This window comes from Sideroxydans sp. (assembly GCF_054604835.1).
In genome coordinates this window covers 58,562-78,045 of the sequence record NZ_JBTSFG010000006.1, presented here as the reverse complement: position 1 = coordinate 78,045, position 19,484 = coordinate 58,562, and the positions used below count along the sequence as shown (strand labels likewise).

Here is a 19,484-nt window from a genome sequence, read left to right as displayed (position 1 = left end):
CTCTGCAGTATGATCAATACAGAAAGATACAGATCCGGAACCTTCAGCCTACCGCCCGAACGGTAAACACAAATCCTTGATCATTGCCTCTTCATCGGCGGGGATGATCAGCACGGGTTTGTTGCCCTTGCTTTCGATTCTGGCCGAGCACGCCTGGTTGGCGTCCTGGTCCAGCGCGATGCCGAGAAAATCCAGCGGGGCGCAGATGATCTGGCGGATCTGTGCGGAATGCTCGCCGATGCCGCCGGTGAAGACTAACGCGTCGATGCCGCCCGCCTTGGCGGCAAGGCTGCCGATGGCGGCGCGGGTCTGGTGGCAGAAATAGTCCACTGCGAATCTTGCCTGTTCACCCGGGCTGGCGAGCAGGTCGGACATTTCGCTGCTTTCGCCGTTGGATAAGGCAAGCAGACCCATTTTGTGGAACACGATGTCGCCGAGTTGCGCGCTATCGTAGCGTTTGGCGAGTTCCAGCATCACGCCGGGATCGAGGTCACCGCTGCGCGTGCCCATGACGATGCCGCCTGCCGGGGTGTAGCCCATCGTGGTGTCGACGGATCTCAGTTTGTCCAGCATGCACAGGCTGGCACCACTGCCGAGGTGGGCAACGACGATCTTCCCGTGCGCCGCTGCGCCCAGCATGTCGGGCAAACGCGAGGCGACGTAGGCGTAGTTCAGACCATGAAAGCCGAAGCGGCGCAGGCCGAATTCCTGCGGGATGGGCAGACGTTTTGCCAACGGCGGCATGGTGTTGTGGAATGCGGTATCGAAGCAGGCGACCTGCGGCACATCGAAATACTTGCTGCACAGATCGACGCCCATCAGATTGCCCGGCAGGTGCAGCGGGGCAAGATGAACGATGTGTTGCAGCCGCTCGCGTTCGGTCGCATCCACCAGACGCGCCGCATCCTCTATCTCGCCGCCATGCACGAACCGGTGCCCCACGATATCCGGCGCGTGGCCGGACAGCTCCTGCAGCAACTGATCGAACCCGGCTTGCGGATCGCGCAAATGCCCGTAACTGTAATCGCGCCGCGTACCGTCGATGTCGAACAGGCTGGCCTTGACGGATGAGGAGCCGCTATTGATGGTGAGGATGGTGGGCATGCTGCCTAATACGGCCAAGTCCAGTTGTCCACCGCCGGTAGGTCAGTCCCGTTCTCGTAAGCATAGTTACGGCACTCGATCTGCATGTTCAGCATCTTCTCCTTCACATGCGCGCCCGCTACATGCAGCGCGGGGATGCGGTCGATGATATCGATGACCAGGCTGAAGCGGTCGATCTGGTTCTGGATCGCCAGTTCCAGCGGGGTGTTGATGCTGCCTTTTTCCTTGTAGCCACGCACGTGGAAATTCCGGTGGTTGTTGCGGCGATAGGCGAGGCGGTGGATCAGCCAGGGGTAGCCGTGGAAGTTGAACATCACCGGCTTGTCCAGTGTGAACAGGCTGTCGAAATCGCGGTCGCTCAGGCCGTGCGGGTGTTCGCTGGAGGGGACGAGCTTGTACAAATTGACCACGTTGATGAAGCGTATCTTCAGGTCTGGAAAGTGCTCGCGCAGCAGCACCACGGCGGCCAGCGCCTCCTTGGTGGGCACATCGCCCGCACTCGCCATCACCACGTCCGGCTCGCCGCCCTGGTCGTTGCTGGCCCAATCCCAGATGCCGATGCCCTTGGTGCAATGTTTGGTGGCGGCATCCATGTCCAGATATTGCAGATGCTTCTGCTTGTCGCACACGATGACGTTGATGTAGTCGGCGCTTTTCAGGCAATGGTCGGCGACCGACAGCAGACAATTCACATCGGGCGGCAGGTAGATGCGTGTAACCTCGGGGCTCTTGTTCACCACCAGATCGAGGAAGCCGGGATCCTGATGCGTGAAGCCGTTGTGGTCTTGGCGCCAGACCGTGGAAGTGATCAGCAGGTTCAGCGACGACACCGGCGCGCGCCACGGCACGGCTTTGGACATGGCCAGCCACTTGGCATGCTGGTTGAACATGGAGTCGATGACGTGCACGAACGCTTCGTACGTGGAGAAAAAACCGTGGCGACCGGTGAGCAGGTAGCCTTCCAGCCAGCCTTCCAGCGTGTGCTCGGACAGCATTTCCATCACGCGCCCGTCCGGCGACAGTTCGCCGCCGCCCGCGTCTTCCGGCAAGTAATCGGCGAGCCAGGTCTTCTTGCTCACTTCGTAGAGGTTGTCGAGTTTGTTCGATGTATTTTCATCCGGGCCGAACACGCGGAAGTTGCTCATGTTGTCGCGCATGATATCGCGCAGGAATTTGCCCAGCGGGCGCGTGTTCTCGGCCAGGGTCGTGCCCGGCTTTTTCACCTCGATGGCGTAGTCCTTGCAGTCCGGCATGTGCAGGGCTTTGCGCAACTGCCCGCCGTTGGCGTGGTGATTGGCGCTCATGCGGCGGTTACCTTTCGGCGCCAGCGCTTTCAGTTCGGGCCGCAGCGTGCCGTTCGTATCGAACAACTCGGCTGTTTTGTAACTCTTCAGCCATTCTTCCAGTTTAGCGAAATGCTCCGGCGTTTTGATGTCGCCGATGGGTACCTGGTGCGCGCGCCAGAAGCCTTCCACTTTCTTTCCGTCCACCTCTTTCGGGCCGGTCCAGCCTTTGGGCGAGCGCAGCACGATCATCGGCCAGCGCGGGCGCACCGGTTTGCCGCTGCTGCGCGCTTCAGTCTGCATGCGGCGGATTTCGAGCACGCATTGTTCCATCGCGGCCGCCATCGCCTGATGCATCGTCTCTGGATCGCTGCCCTCGACGAAGTACGGCGTCCAGCCGTAACCCTTGAACAGGTTCTCCAGTTCTTCGTGCGAAATGCGCGCGAGGATGGTCGGGTTGTTGATCTTGTAACCGTTGAGATGCAGGATGGGCAGCACCGCGCCGTCGCGGATCGGGTTCAGGAATTTGTTGGAATGCCAGGATGTCGCCAGCGGCGCGGTTTCCGCTTCGCCGTCGCCCACCATAACGGTCACGATCAGGTCGGGATTGTCATACGCGGCACCGAACGCGTGCGAGATGCTGTAGCCGAGTTCGCCGCCCTCATGGATGGAACCCGGCGTTTCCGGCGTGCAATGGCTGCCGATGCCGCCCGGAAAGGAGAATTCCTTGAAGAACTCGCGCATGCCGTCGATGTTCTCGGCCTTGTTCGGATACACCTCGCTGTAACGCCCCTCCAGATATACCGGCCCCAGCACGCCGGGCGCGCCGTGCCCCGGCCCCGCCAGAAAGATCGCGTCCAGGTCGTATTTAACGATCAGGCGATTCATGTGGATGTAGGCGAACGCCAGTCCCGGACTGGAGCCCCAGTGACCGAGCAGGCGGCTCTTGATGTGTTCGAGTTTGAGCGGTTCCCTGAGCAGCGGGTTGTCGCGCAGATAGATCATGCCGGCCGCGAGGTAATTGCAGGCGCGCCAGTAGGCGTCGATATTTTTAACTTCTTCGGAAGATAAAGGTACGAATGGAGTGTTCATGATGTTCTACCTGTTTGCGATATTGTAATGGGAACGTGTTTAAATGACCGCTTTAGTGTCGCATGTATATGTTGCAGATATTGTGTCTCAACCCACTATTCGAGCATTTATTTACTGGCAGAAGCGGGAACGACTCAATATGTGTCATCCTGCGCCGATTCGCCCACCTGTTTGCCTGACCGGTCTCGGCCGCATAACGATCCACCCGGAGAAATACCCATGCCCAACCTGCTTGAACAATTGAAATCCATGACTGCCATCGTTGCCGATACCGGCGACATCGAGGCGATAGCCACCCACAAACCGGAGGATGCGACCACCAATCCTTCCCTGCTGCTGAAGGCGGCAAGCCTGCCCGAATATGCGCCGCTGATCACCGATGCCCTGGCATGGGCGAAATCGCAAAGCAAGGACAAGGAGCAACAGGTGCACGACGCGATGGACAAGCTGGCCGTGAATGCCGGGCTGGAAGTGCTGAAGATCGTGCCCGGACGCGTCTCGACCGAAGTGGATGCGCGCCTGTCTTTCAACACCCAGGCCACACTGGCAAAAGCCCGCAAGCTGATGCAGTTATACAACGAGGCGGGCATTCGCAACGACCGCGTGCTGATCAAGGTTGCCGCAACATGGGAAGGCATACGCGCGGGCGAGCTTCTCGAACGCGAAGGCATCCACTGCAATCTCACCCTGATGTTCGGTTTCGCGCAGGCGCGCGCCTGTGCCGAAGCGGGCGTGACGCTCATCTCGCCTTTTGTCGGGCGTATTTTCGACTGGCAGAAAACCAAAGAGGGACGCAGCGATATTCCGGCGGAAGAAGATCTGGGTGTGTTGTCGGTGCGCAAGATCTACCAGTACTACAAGGAACACGGCTACCCGACCACGGTGATGGGGGCGTCGTTCCGCAACAGCGCGGAGATACTGGCGCTGGCCGGTTGCGACCGCCTGACCATCAGCCCGGCGCTGCTGCAGGAACTGCAAAACACCCAAGGCACGCTGCAACGCCGCCTGCACTACACGGGAGCGATCAAGCCGCGCCCCGCGCCGATGAGCGAGGCCGGGTTCCGCTGGGACATGAACGAGGATGCGATGGTCACGGAAAAACTGGCCGACGGTATCCGCGGATTTACCGCGGATCAGATCAAGCTGGAAAAAACGCTTGCGGATAAACTGTAACGCTGCAGACCGTCTGCATATTCAACCGGGGATGCCGCCCCCATTAACTGCTGCATTTACCTTCGTCCGCCAGAGCCTGCAGCCGCCCCCCCCCCGAGTTTCTGCCATACCCCCTCGCTGCCCTGAAAGCCCCGCCCCCTCTGCTATCATCGCGCCCATGCTCAACATCCAGAATCTGACCTACCTGCAAGGCGGCACCCCGCTACTCCAGAACGTGAATCTTCAGGCCTTCGCCGACCAGCGCATCGGCTTGGTCGGCAAGAACGGCTGCGGCAAATCCACGCTGTTCCGCCTGATCCGCGGCGAGATCAAGCCGGACGGCGGCGAAGTCTCGCTGCAATCCGGCAAGACCATCGCCTTCGTCGAACAGGAGATCGCCAACTCCGACATGGCCGCGCTGGAATTCGTGCTCGACGGCGACGTGGAGCTGCGCCTGCTGGAAAAGACGCTGGCGAAAGAGAACCACGATGCCGCGTGGTTCGACGCACAGCACCGCTACGAAGCCATCGACGGCTACGGTGCCAAGGCACGCGCCGCGCAACTGCTCAACGGTCTGGGTTTTGCCAACGACACGCTGGAACGCAAAGTAGAGAGTTTCTCCGGCGGCTGGCGCATGCGCCTCAATCTGGCGCGCGCACTGATGCACCGCGCCGACCTGTTGCTGCTCGACGAACCCACCAACCACCTCGACCTCGAGGCCATCCTCTGGCTCGAACAATATCTGGCGCGCTATCCCGGCAGCATCCTGCTGGTCTCGCACGACCGCGAGTTCCTCAACGCCTGCGTCAACCGCATCGCCCATGTGCACGACTGCACCATCGACTGCTACACCGGCGACTACGACGATTTCGAGCGCACCCGCGCCGAGCGCATCGCGCAGCAGAACCAGGCCTTCGAGCGCCAGCAGGAAAAGATCGCGCACATGGAAGACTTCGTGCGCCGCTTCCGCGCCCAGGCCACCAAGGCCAAGCAGGCGCAGAGCCGCATCAAGGCACTGGAGCGCATCGAACGCATCGCCGCCGTGCACATCACCGACGGCCATTTTGAACTCGAGATCGAAGCGCCCGAGCGCAGCCCCGATCTGCTGCTGCGCGCGGAGAAGATGGGCTTCGCCTACGGCGACAAGACCCTGTTCAGCAACATTGAACTGATGCTGCGCGCAGGCGCGCGCATCGCCCTGCTCGGCCCCAACGGCGCGGGCAAATCCACGCTGATCAAACTACTGGTAGGCGAACTGCAACCCACCATCGGCAAGCTCGAATTCACGCCCGACATCCGCATCGGCTACTTCGCCCAGCACCAATTGGAGAACCTCGACAGCGCCGCCACGCCGCTGCAACACATGGAACGCGTCGCGCCCAAAGAGACCACGCTTGCACTGCGTAGCTTCCTCGGCCGCTTCGGTCTGGCCGGCGACAGCGAAGACCGCCCGGTCGCCACCTTCTCCGGCGGCGAAAAGAGCCGCCTCGCGCTGGCACTGCTGGCTTGGCAGAAGCCGCATCTGCTGCTGCTCGACGAACCCACCAACCACCTCGACCTCGACATGCGCGACGCGCTCACCATCGCGCTGGAGGAATACACCGGTGCCGTGGTGCTGGTGTCACACGACCGCAGCCTGATCCGCGCCGTGGCCGACGAACTGTGGCTGGTGGCCGACGGCGAAGCGAAACTGTTCGACGGCGATCTGGAAGACTACAAGCGCTGGATAGAGACGCGCCGCCCGCGCGAAACGGTGGCGCAGACTGCGCAAGAGAAGCCCAAAGCGCAGAATGCGCCCAGACAGAACCGCAAAGCATTGCAGTCGAAACAGAACAAACTGGAGACCGAGTTGAACAAGGCGCAGACCGAACTCGCCGCCGTCAACCAGCAACTCGCCGATCCCGAAACCTACGCCAACCCCGACCGCGCAAAAGTCGAGAAGCTGAATGCCGAGCACGCGCGGCTACAGGCGAAAGTGGCGGAGCTGGAAGAAGGCTGGCTGGAACTGGAGATGGCGAAGGAAGAAGCAAGCTGAAGAGGAAGGCTCGGTCTGTTGCATCCCTCCGGGGATGCACTGAATGAATTTGGCTTTGTCGTTCCCGCTCAGCAGCCAGCCGCGACACAGTTACGACCGCGACGTTTAGCCATGTAAACGCCCGCGTCCGCCTGTTTGATCAGTGATTCAAGATTGTCCATATCTGGGAGACGGGCCGCGACGCCGACGCTGATGCTTCCGCTCCATTCGCCCTCGCCGACCGGCACGCGCATGCCGGAAACCCTTAAGCGTATCTGTTCCGCAAGTTGCATCGCATCTTCCAGATGCACGCCCGGACAGATCACCAGGAACTCATCGCCGCCCAGCCGGCATACGACATCACCCGCGCGCACTGCGCTCCGGAGGCAATCCGACAGGCTGCGCAGCACTTCATCCCCCGCATCATGGCCATGCGCGTCGTTGACTTGCTTGAACCCGTCGGCATCGATCATCAAACACGACAGCGGCGTGTCTTGCTGCATGGAGACTTCCCATTCCTGAGCGAATGTCAGCAATGCATGGCGGCGATTGGACAGGCCAGTCAACTCGTCTGTCAGCGCCATGCTCTCAAGGCGGCGGTTCTGCTCCAGCAAAGCGCGCGTGCGCGCCTCGATCTGCGCCTCCAGCGCGGCCTCGTCCGCGACATCCCTGCCGCTACCGCGCACCCTGACGGGCCAGTCGATCCCGCTTGCCGCTTCCGGCCGCGCCAGATTCCGCAACTTGATCAGCATCTTTACATAGGGCAACTCGATGCCGTGCTGCAAGGCCTGCGCGCACAGCATGGACATGCTTTCATCGTTCCAGCGCGGGAAGTTCACATAGTGTTGCTGCGCGCCCAGCGTCATACCCTGCCGCAACATCGCCAGCCCGTGCGACGCATCACCCAGCGCGAAGGCGAATCTGGCCGCATGCAAGGCCGCGATGAAGCCGATGTGATGCATGCCGCGCCCATATGCTTCGCCCTTGGCCAGATGCAGAGCAGCCTCCGCGTGCTGACCATCGTCGAACAGCGCCACCGCCAATTCGATATGACACAAGGCCTGCGACAAATGGCTGCCCGTCGCATCCGCGAACTGCACGGCAAGCCGGCCATGCTCGATGGCCTTCTTCAGATTGCCCTGCAACCATGCCACGGAAGACGCCTGATACTGATAGAACGATCTATCCATGATGCGCGGGCTATCGATCTGCACCATCTTCTTCAGACAGGCGATCGCTGTCTCCGGGTCGCCCAGCGACAGCCCCGCATAGACGCCCTGCCCCAGCAGATACATATCCAGCAGATGCACGCCGCTCACCTCGGCGTTGCGCAAACCTTTTTCGACTGCGGCCATGCACGCCTTCTCATCCGCCGTGAACCAGGCATGCATCGCCTCCATCACATGCCAATTCTGCTGCGTCAGCGGGTCTCGCTCTTTCCCGTCGAGCACCGGACGCAACTCGTCGATCAGCAAGCCGGACTTCGCAAAGTCACCCATCCAAAGGTAATAGATCATCAGATAGCTGCCCAGCATGACGCGCAACTGCACACTAGGATGATGGTGCACGATCTGCCGCACCCGCTCTGCCCACACAGGTAGATCGGCGCGATGCGGCTGACGCCAGGCCAGCGCATTCAACATGCCCGCCGCCACCCGCGCCTCGATCTCGGGCGAGGGGAATCCGGGGTGTTTCGCCAGCTTCTGCTCGATGACCGTGATCCATCGATCCAGCGGTGAGAAATCGCTCCATTGATAGAGGAAGGTATCGACGATACTGGCCCAGCTCAGAAAGACACCGCTGATGTCACCGTCGGCCTGGAACAGCTCGAACGCCCGTTCAAACAGATCCCGGCTTTCCACCGGATCGAACGGCAGGCGACAGATGCCAAGCCAGTACAGCCCCCAGGCCGAAGCGCCCAGTTGCGGCGGCGGCAATGCCTGCAGCCAATTTTCCAGCGTGCTGCAGCGGCCTTGCGCGATCAGCGCAGCGGCTTGCCCCAGTATCAAACTCAAAGCACCGTTCCAATCTGTTGCGCCGATATACAGACGCACTGCCTCCTCGATCTGCCCCGCTTCCGCCAGCAAGCCGGCGGAATGCTGTTTGATACGTAAAACCTCAGAGGGCGGGAGCGTCGCCGCCGCGCGCGCCTGCAAAAACTCCTTGAACAAAGGGTGATACTGGAACGCCGCGCCGTACCGCTGCGTGAAGTAGTGCATCAGATTCAGGCGCTCAAGGATCTCCGCCGCATCGGCCACGCCGCTGAGTTGCACCGCCATCTCCGGCTCGACCCGCGACAGGAATGCCGTCTTCAGCAATACATCCTGCACATCAGGTTCGGTGCGGGCGAATATCTCATTGGCAAAATAATTGAATATCTCGTACTGCGACGAACGCTCATTCAGATGCGACAGCGCCCCGGCGCGCAACTGCGAAGTCAGCAACACCAGTCCCGCCGCCCAGCCCTCGGTCTTGTAATACAGATCATCCAGCAAGCGCAGCGACTCTTGCTGCGCGCCCAGCGAGAACAGCAGCTCGCGCGATTCCTCACGCGAGAACCTGATGTCTTCCCACCCGAGGACCGAGATCAGATTGTTCGCCTGCAGCCGCACAAAAGCCGCGGGCGGCGGTTCACGGCTCAACACGATGACATTGCTCCCTTCCGGGATCGTCTCCAGCGCATGCGCCATCATCTCGTGCCAACCGGAATCCTCCGGCGCATCCTGGAAATTGTCGAACAACAAAGTCGCCGCCGGTGGCAGACGACAGAACAGCGACTCGAAATAGCGCCGGGTGAAAACGGCCACACCCTGCATGAATTCCGGGGTGAAGACAGGCTGTGGTGATTCAGAACGAGACGGGAGCTTTTGCGCGGCGAGGCTCAGGTAATAGAAGAAACTGGCGAGATCGCCATCGCCCGCATCCACCTGATACCAAAGATGTGATTTGTTACGCGCGTCCAGCCAACTGGCCGCCAGAGAAGTCTTGCCCGCGCCCCCCGGCCCGGTGATCCAAATGACCGGCCGCATGCTCGCCTGATCCAGCAAGCCGAACAACCGCTCCCGCGACACCATATGGGACAGTCTCGGTCGGCTGATCTTGGCCAGTGCGATAGCTTGGGTCATTCAATGGATGCGCAGCTTGGATGTTGGCGCGCAGGAAGCTGTTTCGGCTTCGCGAACGAGCGCATCTCGGTTTCGACAATCATAGCTTCCAGTTCCCCTTAAACTCGTCGCGCTGCTGCGTTACCCATTCGAGCCACTTTGGTTTCCTGCCTTCAATAGAAACCGTGGTCTATGCCTGATGGCTACCCGGCTGCTGGAACCCCAGCCGGCCCGATAGATCCCCTCAGCAAACCTTGGGCTCCGTAGCGGCGCCCGTCAGGAAGTCCAGCTTCTTGTCCAGGAACTCCTGCCACGGCATGTAATGGGTACCATCGCAGGAAAAGGTAAGGCCTATCATGCCATTGAAGATATTGAGCCGGCCAGAACGCAGATAGATCGTCTCATCCATGAAACGCAGGTCGCGGAAACCGTTCAGTATCGAGTGCACAGCCTCTGCCGGTATCTCCGCATCAGCCGGGTAATCCACGCGCGGATAAGCCAGACACAGATCGGGCCTGCCCAGCTCGTCGATACCATGCAGACGGAAACGGAAGCGGTCACTCATTTCCCAGATCGTGGCGCGCGAACTGGAGAAGTGCAGCTCGGCATGGAACACGCCGTGTATCGTGATCAGCTCGTTGATGATATGCAGCACGGTCTCGATCTGCTGGTCCATCAGGCTTTCCACGCGCTGCTGATGGAACAGCCCGCCACGAATCGCCGGATCGCCCTTGAGTTGCATCCATTGCCCGGGCTGGGAATACAGCGCCTGGGTGGCGGGAAGTTCGCGCATGTCGAAGTCCGCCCCCAGATAACCCAGCAACTCCCCCTGCTCCCCGCGAACCACCTGCACAGCGGTGAGCGAAGGACGTTTGACGTTCTGGCTGATATAGGCATCCGAAAGCGAGAAATCGCTTCCGGCGAGCGCCTCGGCGATATAAGGACGGTGGCTGCGATCGCGACCGAACTGCCGTTCCATCAAGCCACCGCGGTATATGTTGGAAGTGATCTGTTTCGCCTTCGGGTCGAGCAAGTAGAGATACTTGCAATAAGGCAGCTCGCTCATCCCCTGCAACAATCTCGCTTCGAGCGCCTCACGCTGCGGCCATACCTGCATGCAATCTTCCGCCAGGATGGAGAGCGAAGAAGAGAGCCAGCCTTTCAGTATCTTGCGCTGCCGCTCGATGGATTCATTCAGTTGCGGATTCATCATGATCGGGTACCGGATCGTTGGCAGGAACAAAAACGGATATTCATGGGGCGATCGAAACCGGCGAAGCTTGCACCTGCCCGCCTGGATTCCCGCCGCGCAACTTTGCTTCCCATCCTGACCTCCTTTAGCCCTTGAGTAACTCCCACTCACGATGCCCACCGATCATCGCACACCCGCAGGGCAACCATCCCGGCACGGTCACGCCATCTGAACGCCTATTCCAGCGCGCCCTGCCAGAGCATGTCATAACCCAGTTCCTTGGTCTCGACACAGAGCTTGGCCAGGGCCGCGAATTTATCCTTGAATGCCTTGTCCGCGTGCGAGCGCTCATGCTCCTCGAACGACTTCCAGTACGTCACGATTGCGATATGTTTCTCCGCCGAGCCCGGATCGCCCAGCGAGCCCTCCGCCGAAAGGAAACCGGAGAAAGCATAGACCTGGCCGGCGATGAAGCCGCCCTTGTCGCCGCCGTAGGTGTCTTTCACCACGTTGCACATCTCGGCCAGCGCCACCTCGACATCCTCGAAAGCCACGCCGGGTTTGATCGTGGCCGTATTGAAAAGCATCTTCGCCCCGAAAGGGATAGTGACAGGTGAGAACATGATGACCTCCTGTTGAAGTGAAGCAGGTTAAATAGAACCGCTCAAGCCAACTACAGGCGTTCCACTTTGTACCTATGCAGACAATCCATCAACCATTTTTCAATCAGTGTCACTGCAGCCCAGACGAGGTTCTTGCACTACTTGTTCTGAAATCGTGGCCTGTCCCCGATTAGTTGTTTCTCCAAGAAGGTTAATCCCGACCAATTTAATCAACATTGACATGCAGGCCGTTTTGAGTAACATTAGCAATTGCTGATATTTTAATATTAGAACTGGCATCTACAGCGAGTCTGACGAAGATATCTGCAACACCCAACAATCACAGGAGGTAATTATGAGATCCACCCTTTCGTTGTCAGCTTGGCTGATGGCAGGCTTGATGGCCATGCATGGTTCCAGTGCACTGGCTGGCGATGCCGGAAAAGCCGCTGCCCCCTTCACTCCGCCGTCCGAGGAATCTATGCCATCCGGCCCCATGGGCGACGCGATCCGTTATGGACATCAGTTGACGACCCAGACACAGGTCTACGCCAAGAAGTACGTGGGCAATGAACTGAACTGCACCAGTTGCCACCTCAATGGCGGCCGCACCCCCAACGCAGCGCCTTGGGTCGGCATCTGGGGCGTATTCCCCGAATACCGCACCCGCAACGCCCAGGTCAACACGCTGCAGGATCGCGTCAACGACTGCTTCCAGCGCTCGATGAACGGCAAGCCTTTGCCGGTGGACAGCAAGGAGATGAACGGGATACTGGCCTACATGTGGTGGCTATCGAAGGATGTACCGACTGGCGTGGACGTGGCGGGACGCGGCTTCAAGCGCATCAAAGCGGAACGTGCGCCGGACACTGCCAAGGGCAAGGCTATCTATGCCGAGAAGTGCTCGGCCTGTCACGGAGCCGATGGGCAAGGGATGAAAGGGCCAGAAGGGGAATACATGTTCCCGGCGCTCTGGGGACCGAAGTCTTTCAACATCGCAGCCGGCATGGCACGCCTGAACACTGCAGCCGCATTCGTCAAAGCCAACATGCCACTGGGGCAAGGCGGTAGCCTCACCGATCAGGAGGCCTACGATGTCGCAGCGTACTTCACCCAGCAGCCACGACCGGACTATGCCGCCAAGAAAAAGGATTGGCCAAATGGCGACAAACCCAAGGATGCGCGCTACTGATCATCTCTGAACGAAAGTCCTGAGAAACTGAACCAAACGGGGACAGCATCGCAATCGTCTTATTCCAGCGCGGAAACGATTGCGATGCTGTCCCCATTAGTTTCTGTTCTGAAATCCCGCCTGTCTCCGACTGCTCGGAAATCAATTCGAACCTGACCCGTTTAATTCGCCTGGCTGTCCACTAACGCCGACACAGTGCATGCACCTCGCCCAAAGCCTTGTTCAGCGCGGCGGAACCGTCAGCCGTGTTCATCAGGAACAACAGCCTCACCTTGTCGGTCGCCGCGCCGCGGTCGATGACATCTACAGGGTAGCCGTATCCATCCACCATCCATAGATCATCATTGGGCGCGTCCCAGTAGATGCCGGAAGCACGCACCTTGTGGCTGACAGGGCCCCTCTCGGTCTGCAACTGCATCGAAACAGAGATGTTGTTGCCATCACCTTCCTTGCGCTCTTCAACGTAATTGGCATAGGCCTCCAAGCCGCCCCCGTAAGAAGTCACCTTGCCCAGCTCACCCAAGGCAGAACGGCTGACCTTGCCCATATCCACCATCGAACTGATCTTGAAATGCTTGCGCGAAGAGAATGCATTGCCGTGCTCGACGAACATATCCTCATCCACCAGCAAGCGGCAACCGTCGAACTTCACCGTACGCGAGATCTCCTCCGGCGTCCGCTTGTTCGGATTCGCATCCACCACCGGCTTCATCAACAGCTCAGCCACCGCCCGTTGCGCGGCGGCCAGCTCGGGCTTGGCAGACAACTGAAGGCTGGCGACAGGCAGCACAGGCGGCGCAGAACGCGTAACGGCCACACCGCCTTCCATCGCACAAGCCGCTGTATCCAGCATCACCATCGAACCATGCTTGAGCCTGCAATTGTTCTCCGGCTCCGCCGCAACGACGAAGGGCGCAAAGGAAAGCAACAACGCGGCCGGGAACAACGATTTCTTTAGCATGCCTGGACTCCGAGAAAGTTATTCAAAACAAAAGCGAGCTGGGCCAGCTCGCGCTTCGGGCATTACGCGACATATTGCCCATGCAGACGGAAATCGGCAAATACAAAACCATCGCGGCCGACCACCTCGCCCGCTTCGATTGCAAGCGGGTAGTCGAACATCGGTCCATCGAACACAAAAGTATGGAACTCGCCGTTCTCGCCGCAGGGATCGATGCCCTCAGGCAAACGCTCAAGCAGGTCCGCGGACAGCTCGCACCCGGCAAACTCGGCAGGCAGCACGCGCGGATCGACACAGGTCAGACAGGCGCGCAAACCGCTGGCCAGCATCTCCTCCAGCAAAGCGCGCGTCGGCTTGCCCCACAACGGGAACACCGGCTCTATGCCCGTGCCCTGCATGCGTTCTTCGCGGTAGCGGCGGATATCCTCCAGATACAGATCGCCGAACGCCATGCACTGCACGCCCTCGCTGAGTGCACGCGCCACAAAGTCCGCCATCGCAGCGGCGTATTGTTCGTCCGAACACGGATAGGGTATCTCGATCAGGTACAGCGGCAGCCCCACCGCCTTGGCCTGCTCGCGCAGCAGATCGACACGCACGGCATGCATCGCCACCCGGTCGAAAGCCATGTTGATGGTGGTGAACAGACCCGTGACTGCGTATTCATCCGACTGGCGCAACACCTGCAACGCCCACGCGCTGTCCTTACCGCTGCTCCAACTGAGCCATGTCTTTTGGCGCATCGCTGTCATTTATTACCTTTGCAAAAGAAGATCGCCCTTGCGGGCGATGAGAGAAAACTATTGCGTTGCCGCCCTATTCACTCCAGCGTGAACACATCACTCAGCAAGGACGAAGCCACCTTGAAATCGCCCATGATCTTTTGCCAGTCGGCCCCCGGGTGGGTGCCGATGTAATCGACGAACGACGCATCGGGATCGTTCAGCAGGATGGCGATCGCACAGCCCTCGTCGTTATCCCACACCTTCATGATTACATCGTATTTCGCACCGGTCGCCAGCGGATCGTCGGCCAGTACCGGTGCCGGGTCGAAGAACACCTGCGGGATGTCATAGATCAGCGACAGGGTGAAGTCGTGGGCCAGGGCGGCCTTGGCCTCATCGAAACTGCGGAATTCGGAATAATGCGCATAGGGGTGGATGCTGAAATACATGCTCAGCGGCGGCACCCGTCCCTGTTTATGGGCTGTCTCGAAAGCCTTGTCCACTTCCGCGCGATTCCCCGCGATATGGCGGATATGCAGGATGAGCGCCTCCGTGATGCGGGTGAAGCCTTTGCTCTGAAAATGCCGCACGATGCGCTCAGCCGCCGCGTTCGCAGCCTCGGCTTCATGCCGTGCCTGAATATCTGTGTTGTTCATCGAAATCCACCCGTTCCCTGAAGGCTGGCAGTGTACCCAAACCGCCCTGGCTACGCCAAAACAAAGCGGCCGCTGCCCATAAATTGACGGCGCCACGCCCCGCCACCATAATCCCGCGCACAAAATTTCCGACTGCCGACCGTGCCCAACGAATTACCGAGCCTGGCCAACGCCCTGCCCTACATAGACCACCCGCTGGGCCTGCTCCTCATCTTCGCGCTGGCGAATGCACTGATGATCTGGCGGCTGCATGTCATGGAAAGCAAAGGTTTCGAAGGCACCGTGCTCGGCACCCTGATCATGCCCTACTGCTCCGGCTTCGCGAACCTGATGTTCGCGCTGATCATGAGCAAATCCGCCAGCAACGGCGGCGCGGTCATCGAGAACAGTCTGGTCAACAACGTCACCAACCTCACCCTCATCCTCGGCCTAACCGCCCTGTTCGGCGCTGCCGCCGTAGCGTCGAAGGAAAAGAGCAAACAGAAACAGGCGGAATTCGCCCGCCTCAACCGCCTCAACCTGCTGGTCACCCTGATCGCCCTGTTCCTGTTCACCGGCACGCTCTGGGCACTGGGCAAGGACGGTGAACTGAACTTCTACGACGGACTCATTCTGGTCGGCCTGTTCGTGTTCTGGCAGATCCTGCACGTGTTCGAAGTGCTCAAGGACAACATCCGCAAGAAGCGCAGTACCCACTGGTCCATCGTCATCGACCTCGCCCTCATCGGCCTCGCCGCCTATGGCATCTACTATTCCGTCGACCACCTCATCAACTGGGTCACCACCGCAGAAAGCCCCCTGTTCAGCATCGCCAAGATCGGCTGGTTCAGCGGCCTCCTCATGGTCCTGCCCAATGCCTTCATTGCCCTCTACTACGCACATAAAGGCCGCACGGATATCGTCGTCAGCTCGCAGATCGGCGACGGCCACATCTGCATCCCCATGTGCATCGGCCTGTTCGCCCTCTCCAACCCCATCCAGCTACCCGGCACCTTCCTGATGGGCACTTACCTCATCCTCGGCGCCGGGCTGGTGCACTTGCTCTCCATCGGCATCCTCGGGCGTCTCCCGCGCATCGGTGGCGGTGCACTCGTCTCGGCCTACGGCTACTTCCTGTACGCCGGACTCATCCAGTAAGCGAGATCGTTGGCCTTAAAATGAACATTGCCCTTGCGGGCGATGTTTGGAAAACGATTGCGATGCTGGCCCCATTGATTCTGAAATCAATTCGAACCTGCCCCCTTTAATTTTTTGATTCCTTTTTATCAGCACAAACACCGCCTTGCTCGCTACCATGTGGGCATGAACGAAGAGCATCTCTGGCAAGCTTGGTGCGATGGCTGCGCCCGCCCTAACCCCGGCCATATCGGCCTCGGAGCCCTCCTGCTGGGGCCGGATGGTAGCCGCCACGAACTCTCGCAACGCAGCCCACACAGCGGCTGCAACAACGAAGCCGAAGCCCGCGCCCTGCTGGCCACCCTGCAACTGGCACGTACACTGCAAGCCAGCGCCTTGCTCATTCACTGCGATAGCGACGTCGTCGTACGCCTCGCGCAAAATGCCAGTAGCACCGAAGCTGCCCGCCTCGCCCCCTTATTCGCCGAAATCCGCTCGCAGATAAAGTGTTTTGACCAATTCGAGTTACGCTGGATTCCGCAGCACCGCAATACAGAGGCAGACTATCTTTCCCGCAGCGCCCTTGGGCTGCCTATGCGAACGCCCGCAAAACCCCGCAAGCGGAAATGAAAAAAGCGCCCGCAGGCGCTTTTTTTTCGATCAAGCAAATCAAAGAGGACAGCATCGAATTGTTTTTTGTGGATAAGGCTGTGAAGGTAATGCGATGCTGACCCCATATCACTTTTGAGTTTTTTGGCGCGGCAATGATGACGATGCGCTTGTTGTGTGCCGTGGAAGTCATGATCTCCGCTCATCTCAAAACTATTTCGAGCCTGGCCCCTTTAGCCCAGTGCCAAAACAATTGCGAGGCTGCCCCTTTAATTTGGGATATTCAGCCTCTCCATAAGTCGATCGAACAACTCAGCCAAAAGCCCCGTAAATACCCCATTTGCAGCCCAGTGAACCACTGCATCTTTAGCTTCCTCTTTTATGTGAAGCCCCTTCGATTCAAGGCCGGAAATATCGTGAATATCTACGATCCTCTTCTTAAATTCATCAGCAACAATCCCTCCATTAATTGAAGTGGCAATTTGCCCCGACATAAGGTGTTTATCAATGATAGATTTTGTTCCCAAACTTTCTCGAGGGACGAACTTACGCAGAAGAGCTTGTATGTCCAACTTGAGGTCTTCTTCGCTATACATTCTTTTCCCAGCACGAATCTTCTCTGAATCAATAAGTGCGCGAGCCTCATCATCCTGAGTGCAATCTGCAGACCAATTTGCCATTCCAAAGCCCTTACAGCCCGAAACAGCACCACCAAAAAATTGGCAGTGGGAATACGTCGTACTTTGATCAAACGTACAGTTCGCCCAGTTAACATTGACAAAACGACAGTCCGAAAAATTGACTCCAGAAAAATCAAAACGCGATACTGTCCCAGAGAAGCAGAGGTTATCTAATGTCTTTTGGGGATGTAGAGAAATAAGCTCAAGCGTCCGATCTATATGAGCAGAGCCATCTGGCAGAAGTTTGTTGATTACAATAAGTGCCAAGGTGGTTCCAAAAGCATAGATTTTTTCCGCGCGGCCACTCTCCCCGGCTGCAAAAACCATTTTTACTACTTCAGTCAGGCGGTCTTTAGTACGCGAATGCCCCATAGTCTCTATGAGGCTATTAACAATACTTGCTGCCACTTCGGTTTGTAGATTTGTATCAAAGCTGCTTGCAGTAAGAAATTTAGCTAGCTGCTTCGTGTTGTTATTCTGCGGATTACACAATTCCAAAAATCTTTCCGCCAAAAGGGAAATTCGTACTTGATCTTGAGTAAACTCCCAAGATTCTTGGCCCACTTTCCTAATCAGCGGATGATCCTTCAGCTTTCCCGTCGAAGATAAAGAAGCCTCGAGTTCAGCTTCCGAAATTGCAGCACAGCATTGAATCGCAAGTCGCAGGGTTTCTGTTGTGCTTGGCATGCCCTCAAGAACGCATGTTGCAAATTCACGCAGTGAGGTTATTTGCTCTTGTGCAGACATAACAACCTTCTGTCTCGTTCGTTCCCGCTCGCATAGCTGCTCCATTACCCATTGGAGAGTTGTTTTATTAGCGAGATTTAAACTGCTAAGTGAAAAACCTCTTTCTACCAAATCAGCTATTAGGAACAAGAAAAATCCTCGACCGACAAAATCAACATTATTTCCAGTCCGTCTTTTCAGTTCGCTAAAGAGTTTTAATGCTTCTTGTTGTGCAGCCAAATCCTTAAGTCTCTGATTAAAATATGCACGCGCCTTATTTTCATCAAATGGTTTGATTTCGAATTTCACTGGCAATGAAATGTCATCTTTCCTGGGATTTTGTTCAATCTCAGAATCCCAGAAACTCGTCCTCGTCGTAAGCAAAATCGGAGCGCCGCTCTCTTCGGTGAGGTCTTGAAGTGCGGTTATAGTTTCGATTGCATCTACTTTCCCAGCATTCGAAAGAACGTATTCATCAAAGCCGTCAAATATAACCACAAACAATCCAGCTTTAAGCGCCACCTTCACAAAATCCTCTTCAGCTCCATCAGCCCACCCAATTGGCGACTCAAAATATTTAAATGAGTGTACGAGAGTTTTCCACAGCGAGGATATTTCATCAGTTTGCATACGTGACCATTGCTCAGAATGCACGTACAACGGGATTTTTTGCTTCTTAGATATCTCACTTGCAAGATATCGCGTCATAAATGTTTTCCCCTGCCCAGGTTCGGCAAACAAAACTCCAATTTCTCTTGAGAAAACTTCTGAAGAAATTCGAGGGGTAATCAAGAACCTTAATACAGGATTAGCTCCCCCTCCGATTTTGAATGTCTGCGATACTTCAATCTGAGGATCAACATAATTCTTGAATGCCAGCGCCGATACTTTGCGAAGGTATACATCAAGTTGATTTCGAATAAAGGAACTAAAAAAATCCTCGAGGTAAAGGCAGTTCTGAGTAACTTCTTCAAACCTACTTTTTAACGAAGAGTCTTTTCGGTGCGATGATGCCAGCACAACCTGCACTTGATTATTTGAACTGTTACGTGTTTTTATGAAAGAGCGAGCAGATCGAGTGCCCTCTACTGTGGCATCAGCATAAACATAGACAATCGTTACTCCAATCTGTATCGACCCTGTCTGGATAGTTGCATCGTGCGCAACCCACTGCCCTCGCTCATCGCGAATGGGTGATTCTTGAATGCGAATTGAACCAGCTCTATTAATGAGCTTGGCTACTTCCCGAAACGTTAACGGTTCCATACTTACCCCA

At 57.6% G+C, this 19,484-nt stretch carries 14 protein-coding genes; 5 read left to right on the top strand and 9 right to left on the bottom strand.

Annotation, left to right across the window (positions count from 1 at the left end; genetic code table 11):
• Positions 1-48 precede the first annotated feature (48 nt).
• Entirely contained in the window at positions 49-1,122 is a 1,074-nt protein-coding gene (locus ACYCZ5_RS10695; protein ID WP_461544787.1) for an acetate/propionate family kinase, read from the bottom strand.
• The gene (locus ACYCZ5_RS10690; RefSeq protein WP_461544786.1) at positions 1,110-3,479 is read right to left on the bottom strand and encodes a phosphoketolase family protein; all 2,370 of its coding nucleotides are present in this window, start codon (positions 3,477-3,479) and stop codon (positions 1,110-1,112) included. Before ACYCZ5_RS10690 ends, ACYCZ5_RS10695 begins: the two co-directional genes overlap by 13 nt.
• A gap of 219 nt (positions 3,480-3,698) precedes the next feature.
• On the opposite strand from ACYCZ5_RS10690, the gene tal reads away from it, so the two are divergent.
• Positions 3,699-4,652: a transaldolase gene (tal, locus tag ACYCZ5_RS10685; RefSeq protein WP_461544785.1), complete on the top strand. Its 954-nt coding sequence runs from the start codon at positions 3,699-3,701 to the stop codon at positions 4,650-4,652.
• Positions 4,653-4,809: 157 nt separating this feature from the next.
• The gene (locus ACYCZ5_RS10680) at positions 4,810-6,666 is read left to right on the top strand and encodes an ABC-F family ATP-binding cassette domain-containing protein (protein WP_461544784.1); all 1,857 of its coding nucleotides are present in this window, start codon (positions 4,810-4,812) and stop codon (positions 6,664-6,666) included.
• Positions 6,667-6,734: 68 nt separating this feature from the next.
• On the opposite strand, the gene ACYCZ5_RS10675 is transcribed toward ACYCZ5_RS10680, so the two are convergent.
• The 3 genes from ACYCZ5_RS10675 to ACYCZ5_RS10665 form a co-directional block, all read right to left on the bottom strand.
• Positions 6,735-9,770, bottom strand: a complete 3,036-nt coding sequence (locus tag ACYCZ5_RS10675; protein WP_461544783.1) for a diguanylate cyclase — start codon at positions 9,768-9,770, stop codon at positions 6,735-6,737.
• Positions 9,771-9,993: 223 nt separating this feature from the next.
• The gene (locus ACYCZ5_RS10670) at positions 9,994-10,962 is read right to left on the bottom strand and encodes a PDC sensor domain-containing protein (protein WP_461544782.1); all 969 of its coding nucleotides are present in this window, start codon (positions 10,960-10,962) and stop codon (positions 9,994-9,996) included.
• Positions 10,963-11,177: 215 nt separating this feature from the next.
• Complete coding sequence (locus tag ACYCZ5_RS10665) at positions 11,178-11,564, bottom strand: hypothetical protein (RefSeq protein WP_461544781.1); 387 nt, start codon at positions 11,562-11,564, stop codon at positions 11,178-11,180.
• Positions 11,565-11,898: 334 nt separating this feature from the next.
• Here ACYCZ5_RS10665 and ACYCZ5_RS10660 point away from each other — a divergent pair, with 334 nt between their 5' ends.
• The gene (locus tag ACYCZ5_RS10660) at positions 11,899-12,735 is read left to right on the top strand and encodes a c-type cytochrome (protein WP_461544780.1); all 837 of its coding nucleotides are present in this window, start codon (positions 11,899-11,901) and stop codon (positions 12,733-12,735) included.
• A 181-nt stretch (positions 12,736-12,916) separates the two neighbouring features.
• Here ACYCZ5_RS10660 and ACYCZ5_RS10655 read toward each other — a convergent pair whose 3' ends face one another.
• The 3 genes from ACYCZ5_RS10655 to ACYCZ5_RS10645 all read right to left on the bottom strand — a co-directional run bounded on the left by ACYCZ5_RS10655 (position 12,917) and on the right by ACYCZ5_RS10645 (position 15,077).
• On the bottom strand, positions 12,917-13,696 hold the full coding sequence (locus tag ACYCZ5_RS10655) for a hypothetical protein (RefSeq protein WP_461544779.1): 780 nt from the start codon (positions 13,694-13,696) through the stop codon (positions 12,917-12,919).
• A gap of 62 nt (positions 13,697-13,758) precedes the next feature.
• The gene (locus tag ACYCZ5_RS10650; RefSeq protein ID WP_461544778.1) at positions 13,759-14,448 is read right to left on the bottom strand and encodes a Dph6-related ATP pyrophosphatase; all 690 of its coding nucleotides are present in this window, start codon (positions 14,446-14,448) and stop codon (positions 13,759-13,761) included.
• Positions 14,449-14,516: 68 nt separating this feature from the next.
• Positions 14,517-15,077, bottom strand: a complete 561-nt coding sequence (locus ACYCZ5_RS10645) for a hypothetical protein (RefSeq protein ID WP_461544777.1) — start codon at positions 15,075-15,077, stop codon at positions 14,517-14,519.
• Between the two features lie 141 nt (positions 15,078-15,218).
• On the opposite strand from ACYCZ5_RS10645, the gene ACYCZ5_RS10640 reads away from it, so the two are divergent.
• Both ACYCZ5_RS10640 and ACYCZ5_RS10635 read left to right on the top strand, forming a co-directional pair.
• Complete coding sequence (locus tag ACYCZ5_RS10640) at positions 15,219-16,214, top strand: sodium:calcium symporter (protein WP_461544776.1); 996 nt, start codon at positions 15,219-15,221, stop codon at positions 16,212-16,214.
• A 165-nt stretch (positions 16,215-16,379) separates the two neighbouring features.
• Entirely contained in the window at positions 16,380-16,823 is a 444-nt protein-coding gene (locus ACYCZ5_RS10635) for a ribonuclease HI family protein (protein ID WP_461544775.1), read from the top strand.
• A gap of 248 nt (positions 16,824-17,071) precedes the next feature.
• Here ACYCZ5_RS10635 and ACYCZ5_RS10630 read toward each other — a convergent pair whose 3' ends face one another.
• On the bottom strand, positions 17,072-19,474 hold the full coding sequence (locus tag ACYCZ5_RS10630) for an NACHT domain-containing protein (protein WP_461544774.1): 2,403 nt from the start codon (positions 19,472-19,474) through the stop codon (positions 17,072-17,074).
• Positions 19,475-19,484 lie beyond the last annotated feature (10 nt).

Excerpts from the sequence above, each read along its gene's own strand:
- ACYCZ5_RS10645 (WP_461544777.1), bottom strand. The coding sequence starts at position 15,077 with ATGAACAACACAGATATTCAGGCACGGCATGAAGCCGAGGCTGCGAAC.
- ACYCZ5_RS10635 (WP_461544775.1), top strand. The coding sequence starts at position 16,380 with ATGAACGAAGAGCATCTCTGGCAAGCTTGGTGCGATGGCTGCGCCCGC.
- ACYCZ5_RS10675 (WP_461544783.1), bottom strand. The coding sequence starts at position 9,770 with ATGACCCAAGCTATCGCACTGGCCAAGATCAGCCGACCGAGACTGTCC.
- ACYCZ5_RS10680 (WP_461544784.1), top strand. The coding sequence starts at position 4,810 with ATGCTCAACATCCAGAATCTGACCTACCTGCAAGGCGGCACCCCGCTA.
- ACYCZ5_RS10650 (WP_461544778.1), bottom strand. The coding sequence starts at position 14,448 with ATGACAGCGATGCGCCAAAAGACATGGCTCAGTTGGAGCAGCGGTAAG.
- ACYCZ5_RS10690 (WP_461544786.1), bottom strand. The coding sequence starts at position 3,479 with ATGAACACTCCATTCGTACCTTTATCTTCCGAAGAAGTTAAAAATATC.
- ACYCZ5_RS10655 (WP_461544779.1), bottom strand. The coding sequence starts at position 13,696 with ATGCTAAAGAAATCGTTGTTCCCGGCCGCGTTGTTGCTTTCCTTTGCG.
- ACYCZ5_RS10670 (WP_461544782.1), bottom strand. The coding sequence starts at position 10,962 with ATGATGAATCCGCAACTGAATGAATCCATCGAGCGGCAGCGCAAGATA.
- tal (WP_461544785.1), top strand. The coding sequence starts at position 3,699 with ATGCCCAACCTGCTTGAACAATTGAAATCCATGACTGCCATCGTTGCC.
- ACYCZ5_RS10630 (WP_461544774.1), bottom strand. The coding sequence starts at position 19,474 with ATGGAACCGTTAACGTTTCGGGAAGTAGCCAAGCTCATTAATAGAGCT.
- ACYCZ5_RS10665 (WP_461544781.1), bottom strand. The coding sequence starts at position 11,564 with ATGTTCTCACCTGTCACTATCCCTTTCGGGGCGAAGATGCTTTTCAAT.
- ACYCZ5_RS10660 (WP_461544780.1), top strand. The coding sequence starts at position 11,899 with ATGAGATCCACCCTTTCGTTGTCAGCTTGGCTGATGGCAGGCTTGATG.